This is a genomic window from Streptococcus tangpeifui (genome assembly GCF_044503215.1).
Classification (GTDB): domain Bacteria; phylum Bacillota; class Bacilli; order Lactobacillales; family Streptococcaceae; genus Streptococcus; species Streptococcus tangpeifui.
Genome location: NZ_CP172427.1, coordinates 1548791 through 1562139 on the forward strand (window position 1 = coordinate 1548791; position 13349 = coordinate 1562139).

General features: G+C 40.7%; 13 protein-coding genes. All 13 read right to left on the bottom strand.

Annotated features, from left to right (window positions below; all coding sequences use genetic code 11):
* Positions 1-84 precede the first annotated feature (84 nt).
* On the bottom strand, positions 85-1107 hold the full coding sequence (gene argC / locus ACFSN5_RS07105) for an N-acetyl-gamma-glutamyl-phosphate reductase (protein ID WP_165210120.1): 1023 nt from the start codon (positions 1105-1107) through the stop codon (positions 85-87).
* A 201-nt stretch (positions 1108-1308) separates the two neighbouring features.
* Positions 1309-1833: a DUF6287 domain-containing protein gene (locus tag ACFSN5_RS07110; protein WP_004228956.1), complete on the bottom strand. Its 525-nt coding sequence runs from the start codon at positions 1831-1833 to the stop codon at positions 1309-1311.
* 451 nt (positions 1834-2284) lie between these two features.
* Positions 2285-3940, bottom strand: a complete 1656-nt coding sequence (gene recN / locus ACFSN5_RS07115; protein WP_165210117.1) for a DNA repair protein RecN — start codon at positions 3938-3940, stop codon at positions 2285-2287.
* 13 nt (positions 3941-3953) lie between these two features.
* A complete protein-coding gene (locus ACFSN5_RS07120) occupies positions 3954-4424 on the bottom strand; it encodes an arginine repressor (protein WP_004228949.1) in 471 nt (156 codons plus the stop codon).
* The gene (locus ACFSN5_RS07125) at positions 4411-5238 is read right to left on the bottom strand and encodes a TlyA family RNA methyltransferase (protein ID WP_165329113.1); all 828 of its coding nucleotides are present in this window, start codon (positions 5236-5238) and stop codon (positions 4411-4413) included. The genes ACFSN5_RS07120 and ACFSN5_RS07125 overlap by 14 nt, the downstream gene beginning before the upstream one ends.
* Positions 5231-6097 (bottom strand): polyprenyl synthetase family protein, encoded by an 867-nt coding sequence (locus tag ACFSN5_RS07130; RefSeq protein ID WP_165329114.1) that lies wholly within the window; start codon positions 6095-6097, stop codon positions 5231-5233. Before ACFSN5_RS07130 ends, ACFSN5_RS07125 begins: the two co-directional genes overlap by 8 nt.
* Positions 6090-6314 carry an exodeoxyribonuclease VII small subunit gene (locus ACFSN5_RS07135; RefSeq protein WP_165210108.1) on the bottom strand — a complete coding sequence of 75 codons (225 nt, stop codon included), beginning with the start codon at positions 6312-6314 and terminating at the stop codon, positions 6090-6092. Before ACFSN5_RS07135 ends, ACFSN5_RS07130 begins: the two co-directional genes overlap by 8 nt.
* A complete protein-coding gene (xseA, locus tag ACFSN5_RS07140) occupies positions 6304-7632 on the bottom strand; it encodes an exodeoxyribonuclease VII large subunit (RefSeq protein ID WP_165329115.1) in 1329 nt (442 codons plus the stop codon). Before xseA ends, ACFSN5_RS07135 begins: the two co-directional genes overlap by 11 nt.
* 366 nt (positions 7633-7998) lie before the next feature.
* A complete protein-coding gene (locus ACFSN5_RS07145) occupies positions 7999-8826 on the bottom strand; it encodes a hypothetical protein (RefSeq protein ID WP_165329116.1) in 828 nt (275 codons plus the stop codon).
* 244 nt (positions 8827-9070) lie between these two features.
* Entirely contained in the window at positions 9071-9283 is a 213-nt protein-coding gene (locus tag ACFSN5_RS07150; protein ID WP_165210099.1) for a YdbC family protein, read from the bottom strand.
* Between the two features lie 105 nt (positions 9284-9388).
* Complete coding sequence (locus ACFSN5_RS07155; RefSeq protein ID WP_165210096.1) at positions 9389-10678, bottom strand: peptidase U32 family protein; 1290 nt, start codon at positions 10676-10678, stop codon at positions 9389-9391.
* A gap of 1746 nt (positions 10679-12424) precedes the next feature.
* Entirely contained in the window at positions 12425-12577 is a 153-nt protein-coding gene (locus tag ACFSN5_RS07160) for a hypothetical protein (RefSeq protein ID WP_241154193.1), read from the bottom strand.
* A gap of 128 nt (positions 12578-12705) precedes the next feature.
* Positions 12706-12909 carry a hypothetical protein gene (locus tag ACFSN5_RS07165; protein ID WP_165210093.1) on the bottom strand — a complete coding sequence of 68 codons (204 nt, stop codon included), beginning with the start codon at positions 12907-12909 and terminating at the stop codon, positions 12706-12708.
* Positions 12910-13349 lie beyond the last annotated feature (440 nt).

A 13349-nucleotide genomic window follows, 5' to 3' on the forward strand; every position in this document is an offset into this window, starting at 1 on the left:
CTTCTAAAATAGAGAAAACTTCCTAAGATTTCTTCATTAGTTTTTCTAATTTTCTTCGGAGTGTTTATCGGCTGACTACCTTATTTATAAGTAGCTGGGACCTGATAGCAAGCCATCTGTCTCAGCAAAGCCAAAGGCTATGTTCATATTTTGAATGGCCTGACCGGCAGCCCCTTTGACCAGATTATCAAGGACAGAGACTACGGTTAAGACCTTAGTTATCGGATTGTAAGCAAAACCGATATCGGTATAGTTAGAGCCTAGAACATCGTGCAAGTTAGGTAAATTGCCTTGCAGACGAACAAAAGGTTTATCGTCATAAAAATCCTGATAACGTCGATAAACCTCCTCCTGACTGACATCTTCTGTCATCTTGATATAGGCTGTCGCCATGATACCTCGATTGATTGGTAAAAGAGAAGTTGAAAATTGTAGGTGCTGAAAATTAGGATTGAATTTCTTTAGCTCCTGCGCAATTTCAGGAATATGCTGATGCTTATTGATCTTGTACGTCATGTAATTATCATGGACGTTGACAAAGTGGCTAGATTCAGCCAGCTTTTTCCCTGCCCCAGTCAAGCCACTCTTAGCATCTACAATGATGGAATCTAAATCGACCTTCCCCCAATTCATCAGAGGAATCAGGGCCAATTCTGTTGCGGTGGCATAACAGCCAGGATTAGCAATGAACTTTCCTGAGTGCCCGTCCGCAAATTCAGCCAAGGAATAGGTGAATTTATCTAAAACAGCTGGTTTAGCTGCCTGCTTCCCATACCATTTTTCATAGCTTGGAGCAGACAAGCGGTGATCACCTGAAAGATCAATCATAGGAAAATCATGCTCAACAAAGATTTCTGAGTCTTCTTTAGCGACACCACTTGGTGTGGCAAAGAAGACTAGATCAGTATTTTGAATAATATTCAAAGCTTGAAAGGCTTGTAATTCCAAATCACAGATACCAGCTAGGTGGGGGTAGAGAGCGGATAACTTTTGCCCAACATCTTTAGTCGCATGAACGGATGCTACCTGGGCTTGGCTGTGGCCAGCCAGCAACCGGACTAATTCAAGTCCGCTATACCCTGTAACACCGACAATGGCTACTTTCATATTAATCACCTCTAACTGAATAAATATGTGATCATTCTAAATGATAAATGTATAATTGTCAAGTTTTTCTTGTAAAAAATGAAATTCTATACAGAATTTATCCTTTCCTATCATTTCAATTTCTACCAATTGATGTTAGAAGAATACAAAAAAAGAGCCAACGAGCTCAAGCTCATTAACTCATAAATGGGAAAGCTAAATTTATCTATAGAAGGGATGATTATCATCTGATGTCTTAGAGTTCACCAGAACAGCATCAGATTGATAGCTTTGGTTTTCATATTTACTAGTGGTTCCAGTTGGAATCAAGAAAATGCTGACAACCTCTCCGCCCTTAGTTTGAAATTGGGCTTCCAGTCGTCCATCTAGGAGGCGGGCATTGTAAATCAATCCTTTGCTGATTTTTCCTTTTTTGGATTTATAACTGACTTGGCCAGCTGTATCAAAAGTAATGCTAGCTCCATTATCACATTTCCAAGTTCCGACTACACTGGAATAATCGCCATTGAGGACACCATTGGTATCCAATGGTAAGATTTCCCCAGTTGTTTGGGCAACTGGCTGATCAGATGATGAGGTATCTGAACTTACCTTTTGTTCAATAGCTCCTAGTGAGAAAGCCAAAATAATTCCACCTATAATTAACATGGCTAATTGTAGGTCAAAACGTAATTTCTTTTCTTTATCCTTACTTCCTTTTACGATATTCACCATCTGCATCAACATACTGTGTCACCCCCAAACATGAAATACTATATCTTGTGGTTCAAGCAAAATACTTAATTCAAAATTAGTATTTCAATACTATTTTCGCTATTTATTCTTTCTCCCTTAAATGCAAATGATATTCTATCATCTCTTCCTTGATTTGACAAGTAGTATTAAAATATTTTTTACTTTTAAAAATAAAAAAGAGGTGGGACAACGAAGTCAATTTATATAAAACATCGACTTCTGTCCCACTCTCTTAAAAACTGAGAAGCGTCCAGCTACAGAAAAAGCCAATCAGCAGTGGTTCATTGGTGCTAAGCGCCAATGAGCCGTGCAGGGGTAAGACTTCTTAGTATAGCTAGCAAGTCTTACTCCCAACCACTGCGCCAAGAGCTTATTCTGAAACAAGGATACTGGACAAATTTTTGCCCAGTCTCTTTCTAATATTTATTTCAGTAGTTAATTTTTATTTCAAGAGTTCTTTCGCCTGGCTCAAGGCTGCTTGAGTAACCTGATCACCAGCTAACATCTTAGCAATTTCTTCAATTCTTTCTTCTGCTGTCAAAAGACGGACAGTGGAAACGGTTGAGTCATCCTTGCTTTCCTTTTCAATAAAGAATTGATAATCAGCTGCCGCAATAACCTGAGGCAGATGTGAAATGGCCAAGACTTGACCGTGACTGCCAATCTTATAAATCTTTTGGGCAATGGCTTGAGCGACCCGACCTGACACCCCTGTGTCAACCTCATCAAAGACGATAGAAGTCTTATCTTCCTTACGGGCAAAAGCAGACTTAATGGCCAGCATGAGACGGGATAATTCACCACCAGAGGCTACCTTAACCAGTGGCTTAAAGCCTTCTCCGGGATTGGTAGAAATGTAAAATTCTACGTGCTCATTTCCCTCATGACTAAACTTAGCCTTGCTAAACTGCACTTGGAAGTCTGCCTTTTCCATGTAAAGGTCTGTCAACTCATGTTTAATATCACTTTCCAGAGTCTGGGCTAGGAAATGCCGTTTATCACTCAGCGCTTGACTGGACATCAGCAATTTCTTCTCTAAATTCTTGAGCTGCCCCTCCAAATCATCATTATCTAAATCATTCCCCGTCAGATGATTATACTCCTTGCTGATCGTAGCAAAATAATCTAGGACATCGTCAACATTTCCGCCATATTTTCGGGTAATAGTATTGATAACATTAAGGCGGTCATCAATGGCATTGAGACGATTCCCATCAAAATCAAGATTGTCAATGATATCGGATAGACGCTTGTTAACGTCCTCTAAGATATAGTAGCTCTCTGATAGGCTAGTAAAAAGTTCCTTATAATCTGGATCGTATTCCTCAATGGTCTGGAGATCATTCATGGCAGAGCGAACATTAGCTAGGCTTGAGAAATCCTCATTATCCAGCATCGCATAAGCATTGTTAAGTGTGTCTGCTATATTCTTGTAATTGAGTAATCTGTCTCGCTCTCGATTCAGCTTATCATCTTCACCAGCTTTGAGGTCGGCTGCTTCAATTTCAGCCAACTGAAACTCCAGCATTTCTATCCTCGCCTTATGTTCCTGCTCATTCTTTTGCTTTTCAATGACACGTTTGCGCAGACTTCGATAGGCATCAAAAGTCGACTGATAAGTTTTCTTTATGGCTTGAAAATCCTCATCGCCAAACTCATCAAGGAGCTTGATATGCTGAGTCGCTTTCATCAATTCTTCTTGATCATGCTGTCCATGAATGTCTACAAGGTATTGACCAACCGAACGGAGGGTTGATAGATTGACCATCTGACCGTTGATACGGCTGACGCTGCGGCCGTTTTGGAGGATTTCACGTCGGATAATCAGCTCATCACTGAATTCAATCCCATGTTCTTGCATAACCTGACTGAGGGCAGGACTCTCCTCCACCGCGAAAAAGCCCTGAATTTCAGCTTTGGGAGCATTATGACGAATAACTTCCGTACTAGCCCTAGCTCCTAGCATCATATTCATGGCATCAATAATGATGGACTTTCCTGCACCCGTTTCACCAGTCAGAACAGTCATCCCCTTTTCAAAATTGAGGGAAATTTCCTCAATAATAGCAAAATTTTTAATGGAAATTTCTAATAACATAGGCTTGCCCCAATCAGTGGTGCTGCTGCATCCAGCTTCGCAAATTTTGAACCAGTTGATCAGCCTGCTTTGCTGATTTCATAACCACTAGGATAGCATCATCGTCAGCAATAATGCTAAAAATTTCCTCTTGATAATCCTTGATTAAGAGGCGCTTCAGATATCTGGTATTCCCTGGTACGACAGAAATAGCAATCATCTGCTCCAAGCCTGTAACCTGTTCAGAAAGACTCGTGATATATTCACAAGCTTGCTGCAAGGGCGTCATCAGCTTGCGAGCTGATTCTTTGGAAAGGCCGTAAACATACTTGCCGGATTTACCTGGTACCTTGATAATCCCCAGATTATTAATATCGCGGGAAATAGTTGCCTGAGTTGACTTAAGACCGTGTGCTTCCAACTTAGCGACTAAGTCATGCTGGGTCTCGATTTCATTTTCCAAAACAATTTTGCGCAGAAGTTCTAAACGTTCATGCTTCTTCATTCTTTTTAAATTCCTCGTGTGCTTTTTCTACAGTTGATACAATCGCAGTTTTAACCAAATTTTGGGCCTGAGCTGACTTTTCTAGGCAAATCAAAAATTCAATATTGCCGTGACCTCCCTGAATAGGGGAAAAATCTATCCCTTTAACAGTAAATCCGTAATCTGGGGCAGTATCTGTTACCGCCTCTAGGACAGAACGGTGAATGGCTTTGTCTTTGACAATCCCGTGCTTGCCAATTTGAGAACGACCAGCTTCAAATTGAGGTTTTACAAGGGCAACGACCTTATCGCCCTCACTCAAGAGACCAGTCAGAGCGGGGAGAATAAGATTGAGGGAAATAAAGCTGACATCAATACTGGCAAAATGAGGCAGTCCCTGCTTAAAATCTTCAGCCTGAGCATAGCGGAAATTATACTGCTCCATGCTGACAACCCGAGGATCCTGACGCAGTTTCCAGACCAACTGGTTGGTGCCGACATCAACTGCATAAACCAAGTCAGCTCCATTTTGCAGCATAAGGTCGGTAAAGCCACCTGTTGATGCCCCAATATCTATGGTCGTTAGGCCAGTAACAGAAAGGTTAAAAACCTGAAGCGCCTTTTCTAATTTGAGACCGCCACGACTGACATATTTGAGCTTTTGTCCTTTGAGCCGAAGTTCTGTATCATCGGGAATCTTTTCTCCAGGCTTATCAAAACGCTGACCGTCCAGCAGGCTTACAACCAGACCAGCCATGACCCCTCGCTTGGCCTGCTCCCTAGTATCAAAGAGACCTTGCTTATAAGCCAGAACGTCCACTCTTTCCTTAGGCATAAAGACGCAACCTTTCTAGTATTTCTAAAATCTTATCAGGTATGAATCCCTTATCTGCTTTTAATTTTTGGAAAATTACCTCTGCATGATCTAAAGAATCATTCAAGATGCGATAGGATTCATCCAAGCCCAGCAAACTAGGGTAGGTCGCTTTCTGAGCCGTCAGATCTTTCTGTGGGGTCTTGCCCAAGTCAGCAAAAGAAGCCGTCAGATCCAGAATGTCATCTCGAACCTGGAAGCTTGTTCCTACTAAAAGGCCAACTTTCTCCAGTTTTGCTAGAATATCAGAATCCTGCTCGGCTATTATGCCAGCCGCCTTAAAAGGAAAGGCTAATAGTTTACCAGTCTTATGGCTATGAATAGCATAGACCTGTTCAAGAGTCAGAGCCTGCTCCTCGCCTTCAATATCCAGCATTTGACCGCCGACCATACCGAAAGTTCCTGCAGCTTGAGACAATTCGGCAATCAAGGCCACAATAATCTCAGACTTCAAATCTGCCTGAGTTATCAGGCCATAAGGGTCAAGAAAAAGGCTGTCCCCTGCTAAAATAGCTGTCGCCTCGTCGAACTGCTTATGATTAGTCAAACGCCCCCGCCGATAATCATCATTGTCCATAGCAGGTAAATCATCGTGAATGAGACTACCAGTATGAACCATTTCCAAAGCAGCAGCAACCTGATAATGAGGCTCTTTTAGGTTTATTCCAAAACCTTCCAGAGTCTCCAATAAAATCAAGGGACGAATCCGCTTACCACCCGCATTAACAGAGTATAAAATGGCCTCTTGCAATCTTTGTGAAACCTGACCCTGCTCATAAAATTTGATCAGAGCAGCGTCAATTTTTTCGACTTTAACCATTATTTTCTAACTCTGTTTCACTTCCATTAGCTTGCATGACCTTAACCAAGGTCTTTTCAGCATCTTCTAACGTTTTTTGCAAATCCTTAGATAGCACCATGCCCTTCTGAAATTCTGCAATGGCTTCTTCCAAAGGCACATCACCATTTTCCAGCTTAGTGACAATCGCTTCTAGGTTCTGCAAATTTTCTTCAAATGTTTTTTTCTTACTTGGCATTTTTTACCTCTACTTCTACGTGGCCATCCTTCAATTGCAAGGTCAGCTGATCACCTTGTTGGATATCCTTAACACTGGTAATCAGTTTATTATCTTTTTGAACAATGGCATAACCCCGAGCCACAATTCGACTGGTATCCAAAGAGATGAGAGCATCCTGTGCTTTCTCAAAACGAGCCAAAAGACTATCGTACTGATTGGCCATATTGGCCTTGAGCAAGCGTTCTTGCTGAAATAATCGCTCTTGCAAACGCTCCAAGCGTCCCTGCAGATCAATACTGGTCAGCCGCTGACTGAGCAATCCTTGTTCCTGTTTAGCTTGACCTAAACGATAGCGCATCTGATTAGTCAAATCAACCATCAAGCGGTCTAATTTCTGACTGTGGGCATCATAGAGCCGCTCAGGTTGCCGAAAGATAACCGATTGATTGAGTTTAGTCAGTCTATCATTTTCTTGCCGAATGCGCCGACTGGTGGCTTGATAGGCCCGTTGTCCGGCCTCGCTTAGCCAGGCTAGAATATCTGCCTTAGTGACAGGAGTGGCTAATTCAGCTGCTGCTGTTGGGGTAGCTGCCCGTCTGTCAGCAACATAGTCTGCCAAGGTTGTGTCTGTCTCATGACCGACACTAGAAATGACTGGCAGTCGAGATTCAAAGATAGCCTGAACCACGACTTCTTCATTGAAAGCCCAAAGATCTTCAATAGAGCCACCTCCTCGGCCGATAATCAAAAGATCGAGGTCGGCTCGCTGATTGGCTGCTGCAATATTTTCAGCGACAGACTGAGCACTGCCTTCTCCCTGAACCTTAGTCGGAAAAAGAAGAATCTCCACACCTGGGAAGCGTCGGCTGACAGTTGTGATAATGTCACGAATAACGGCTCCACTAGCACTGGTAACTACGCCAATTTTTCTGACAAATTGAGGTAGAGGCTGCTTATGCTCAGCCGCAAAATAGCCAGCCTGAGTTAACTTCTTCTTTAGCTGTTCAAACTGAACCGCTAAGGCTCCAATACCATCTGGCTCAGCCCGTTCAATAATGATTGAATAGGAACCATTGGGTTCATAGAGCTGGACACGACCAACAACATTGATCTTCATGCCTTCCTCTAATTCAAATCCCAGTTTGCGAAAGACTCCTGCCCAAATGGTTGCTTGAATAACAGCCTTATCATCCTTGAGTGAAAAGTATTGATGGTTGGGCCGCTTGCGAAAATTGGAAACCTGCCCTGTCAAATAAACCCGTTCCAAATAGGGATCGCGGTCAAATTTTAATTTTAGATATTTAGTCAGAGAACTGACTGATAAATAATCCGACAAAAGGCTACCTCCGACCTGCTTGAAAGGGTAAATGTTAGTTTATATTATAGCAAATTTTAGTTAGGAGAGCCATAAAAATGTATATTATCAAACTTAAGCAGGAAAATATAGTAGAAAATATACAAAAGGAGCATTAAAAAAGTTGAGCAAATGTTTTTACTCAACCACATCTTTTATTAGGGATTCTCGAAGGTAGCATTAAATCTGCAGTATTTCTCTTATTATCCATACTCTTTAGTGTCTTTGCTACCTTATTTTCTTAGAAAATAGAAACTCAAAAGGATAACTGTCTATCTTTCTGGATACCATAACATAGGTCTTGAGAGCTGGATAAATCTTACCCCTTCCACCATCTTTATCAACTTCTTATTCCGATTTCGTAAGGGCATTGTCTTTATCGTATTTATATTGGCTGTAATCTGGCTTTTGACCATTCTGGACATCCCATTGGATGGGATAGAGGGTTTTACCATCATTGCTGAGCTTATAGCCTAATTCATAGCCTAACCCTTGGGTTGATTGTCCTGGGAAAACATTGCCAGACGAATAAACGATTCTAAAGGTAGTATCGTCGACTGGTAAGGTTGAAGTGATAGCACCAGAATTCTCGGTATAGCTACCGTCACTTAGCTCAGTATTAACCGTCACTGTCCCATCTTCTTCAAAAGTCAAGGTGATGGTAGCTCCACCTTGGGTTCCTGTCCAAGTCCCAATTAAATTTTTAGGGAGCAATTCATCATCACCCAGCCTATTATCAGGATCTGGTTTTGATTCTGCCGGATTAGATTTCTGTTGGAAAGCAGCTTTAGCCGCTGCCTCATTTTTAGCCGCACGGTGGGAGGCATTGAAATGGAGGACAAGAAAAAGTATTAGCAGAATTGTCCCGACAACTGAAGCTGTCAAAATAATGGTCTGCTTCTTTTTCTTTTGCGCATAGACCCTTTGAAATTGTCTATCGTAATGAATTTTTTGTGCCATTTGCTTCTCAGCTGTCACATATTTTTGATAATCACCTCTTGCCCGGTCCAAGAGGAACTGAACCTCTTGACGGGATTGATCATCCTCAGCTGTGGTCAAGGCTTCTTGCAGACGGCTTATGCGATCTTCCAGTTCCTTTTTGACACGGGGATTGCCCAGCCCTTGAATACCACTTCTACCGATACCCCGTCTATAATCATCCTCAAAATTTTTCATTTGGTACCTGTTCCTTTTTCCATGGCTTATTTTCTCATATTGTAACCTCTTTCAGAAACCTTTGTCAAGATAATACTGTCAAAGGGCAGCGTTAATGATCAAAAAATTTTAGCCTAAGACGATCCCTAAAAACATTTTACTAAAAGCCAAATATGATAGAAGTTGCAGTCTTTAAGCTTCCCTAACAAAAAAAGATTAAGGCTGCTGTTTTGCTCTAAAAGCAAAACAGCAGCCCTAATCCTATTTAATTTTTAAAAGCGTCAACAAGGACTTGAAATTCCTCGTTGGTCAGAGTAATCCCTTTCCCCATTTTGGTATGGTCAGGACTCCATGCACGGATGTCATACTTTGCAGGGGCACCGTTAAAACTAACACGATTAAGTTCTTTGGTCCAGCCCCTATCATTTTCAGAGAGGACCAAAAGCTTTTCTTCAATTTCAAATGTAAAATCTGCCATAATATTCCCTTTCTACTTTAAAGAATAAAATCGCCCAGCAACTTCTAATCTAGAACATGCAGACGACTTCATTTATTTATTCGTAAATGACCAGTCCAGTTAATCTCAAGCTCGGACAGTCTTGCTGGAACCATCTTTTTGGTAGAGGTTAACCAAACCTTCCTTGCAGGCACGAACCATGTCACCCGGCTGAACTGCTTGAGGAACCGTGATAGTCAAAAGTTCCATTGGATTTGGTGCTCGATCAATCTTATTGCCTTCGGCATCGTGAAGATCTTCAATATTGGTTTCAAAATGGCGGAAACCCGGACCGTAAAATTCAACACGATCCCCTTCCTTGATAACATTACGCTGACGAATGGTAGCTGTCATCGTTTTTTCATTAAAGGAAACAACTTCAGCGATAAATTTATATTGAGGAATCTTACGGCGAGCCCCGAAGAGCTGCTCGTTTTCTGTAGGGGTACCGTAATAAAAACCTGTTGCCAATTCACGTTGGGCAACCTTCCAGAGTTCATCAATCAAATCATCCTTGATGGCTTCAAATTTTGCTGGGCTCTCCATATAAGCATCGACTGCGGCCTTATAGCAGTTCGTTACAGTTGAAACGTAATGGATCGATTTCATCCGGCCTTCAATCTTTAAGCTATCAACACCGTTTTCAATCATGTCAGGAATGTGTTCAATCATGCACATATCAACCGCTGACATAGAATATTCTTCAGGAATTTCCCCCCTGAGGCTGCGACGCTCCTGACCGAATGGCATATCGTAGAGGTCGTATTTCCAGCGACAGGACTGTGAACAGCCGCCACGATTGGCATCGCGGTGACTCATGTGGTTAGATAGGGTACAGCGACCTGAATAAGAAATACACATAGCACCGTGGACGAAGGCTTCGATCTCAACATCAGTCCGACGGCGAATTTCTGCCAGCTCTTCCATATTGACCTCACGCGCCAAGACGACACGAGTCAGGCCGTAATTGCTCCAGAATTTAAAAGTTTCGACATTGGTCGCTGATGCTTGGGTCGACAGATGAATATCCAATCCCGGTGCTTCTGTCGCACAGATTTCAATCAAGGCTGGGTCAGAAACAATAACCGCATCGAGGCCCATATCACGCAGCTGGCGGAACCATTCGCCGGCTCCTTGTTCATTGCCCTCATGCGTTACCATATTAGCGGCCACATAGACCTTGGCCCCGTGTTCATGAGCAAAGTTAATACCTTCTTGCATATCCTCCATGCTAAAATTGCCAGCGCGGCTGCGCAGTCCATACTGCTGGCCGCCGACAAAGACTGCATCAGCCCCGTAGAGAACGGCCACTTTTAATTTTTCTAAAGTCCCTGCAGGTGACAAAACCTCAGGACGTTTTTTGATACTTGTTGACATAATCTATCTCCTAGACAAGCTGTTAACCATCGCCTGTCATTATTCATTCTTTAGCTCTTTTATTCTAAAGCAAATCCCCCTAAAAATCAAGGAAATAAAAAGAACCAGACTAACTGGAAAAACAGAGCGTTCTAGTAAAAAAGGAACCTAGTTTTGACTAGATTCCAAGCACTTTATCATTAATTTTCATGCAGATAGCTAGCTACCTTGAGGTAACCAAAGTTAATCTACACAACAAGTTATTTTGAGTTTTTCCGATTCACCAACTGTATAATTATTATCACAACTAACGCTGTAATAGCTCCCGTAATGCAATAGTTCATATTAACCTCAACAATTCAGTAACCTTAATAATTCCAGCCTTTTCTTCATAAGTTATCTAGATTGAAATTTTTTAATGAGCTTAGACTAAGACGTTTATTGATTGCTATTCCTCAATCTCTTGACGATAAAGTAAATGATAGATTGTCTCAACTAAAAACCTTAGATACAGTCCTATTTGTCCCATAAACTTTATACTAGGATTCGATATTTCCTGATATTTGATATTATATAGAACAGTTCTGATGTCGTATCAGCTGTTGAAGGCCGTATATAGTGTGAAAGCGATCATGACTACACAAAGCACTATAAAAAGTCCCCATATCACTAATCAAACCTTTGGATTTTTACTATAGGATGACATCATTACAAGTGCGAAGAAAGCTATAATACCAAAAATGTATAGTTTATCCCACATCAGCATCACTATCCATATTTCCAGCCATGGTAAGCACCGGCCGCTAATTTTTCTAAGACTCCTGCAGGCGACAAAACCTCAGGACGTTTTTTGATATTTGTTGGCATGGTAACTCCTATAATCAAGCGTTCCTTGGAAAAGAAAAACTTGATTCAATTTTTGAGCTCCCTTATTTTAAAGCAAATCTCTCTAAAAATCAAGAAAGCGCAGGTACTAGAACAGCAATAAAACAAGGGACATTCATCAAAAAAGAAACCTCGTTTTGACTAGATTCCCTAAGTCATTGTCACTCCTCCAAATATAGTTTCAGACTATCAACTATAACATTAGCCTAAGACCAAAACAGTTCATAAAGAGCCAACAAAACTGTTATCAACAAGACCGATGTAGAAGATAAGGCTTTGAGTTTCTGGTTTTTAGAAAAACTTATAAAAATCGTATCTAAAATAACCAAGGTTATCCAAAGGCTAAAAATAATCACATATTTCATAACTAATTAGTCAAACAATCTCCTGCTTTGTATCCTAAAACTGCACCACTTACTCCCTCAGTAACACCACCTGCAATAGCTCCGAAAGTCTTCATTCCTATTCCTTCGCTATTTTAATAACTCTAAAATAAGACAAAATTCTTCTTGCTTTGAATAGTAAAACAACCTGGCAGCTGTTCATTTTAACTTGTCGCCTAAAAACTTAAGAAAGACAACACGAGAGAGCTATGATCCTCTCTCGTATCTAACTTATTCGACACCTATTACAGTTGACAAAGAGTCAAAAGGATGGACTTCATAACTATTTTATAAAGTACAAAATTATTGACGTTAGTTATCTGAACCCTTTACTGCAAAAAAGGTAAGAAGATTGACAGCCATAATTACGATAAAAGATAAAACTGCAAACAGTTTACTATAGGACCAAAAAGTCACCGCCCATATTATAGCTACTACTAGAAATAGGAATAGCGTATACCATCTTCTAAACTTAGTATTAAATAACATATCAGTTCCCCTAGTTATTCTTCGAATGCATAATATGCAGCGGCACCAGCCATACAAAGAGCCACTCCCCATAAAGAGCTGCTCCGACAGGAATAGCAGCAGTCATTGCTCCAAGTGCACCCCCATTCACCAAGAAGATATGAAGCTGCAAATCCAAGTCCATTTATCCCTCCTTCAACGATGGAAAGGTTGTCCTCATTTACTGTTTTAAAATCATCAAATGCCACTGAATCTAATGTTAGTGTATTCACTATAAATCTTGTCAATTGTACTACTTAAGCTTTATTAAAATTATTTTTTTGTGAATAAGTATTGTAGTATCTTACGAGCATCTTTACCATATCTTAACAACATATACAAGGTGAAAACTAGCCCAATAAGGGAAATTAAAATTTTTACTTTCTCATTTGTTATTATTTTACGTAGAAAAAATATAATGACTATAGTACTCGCATACAAGCCACACATCACGATAGCATTACTGGGATTTTTCATAATAACTCCATTAAATCAATCTGTATATCATTTGCGTACCATTAGAAATTTTAAATGCTCTTGAGTACATTGTCTTAGTATCCCTATTTTAAGATAGTGGAATCAATAATGGACTATGTTTGGGTAAATATTTAAAACTTAGCCAACAGCACCAACTGCTCCGACAAGACTCGCAACAAAGCTCATGCTATAAGCCTAGCTATAGTACCAATCACTTCTTGAAATGTGGATAAAGCCGATGTGACTAAGGCAACTACTATAAAAATAATAATCATTATCAAAAGCCCCCGACACCATGATAGATGTGGGGAAAGATTAGTACAGACTACTTTTTCTTAAACAATTGAAAATGTATAGAATAATGATTGTTCTTTATTTTTTATCATCGTGCTCTTCAGCGCGTTTTTCTGAATAAAATTCATAGATACTTAATGCCACGA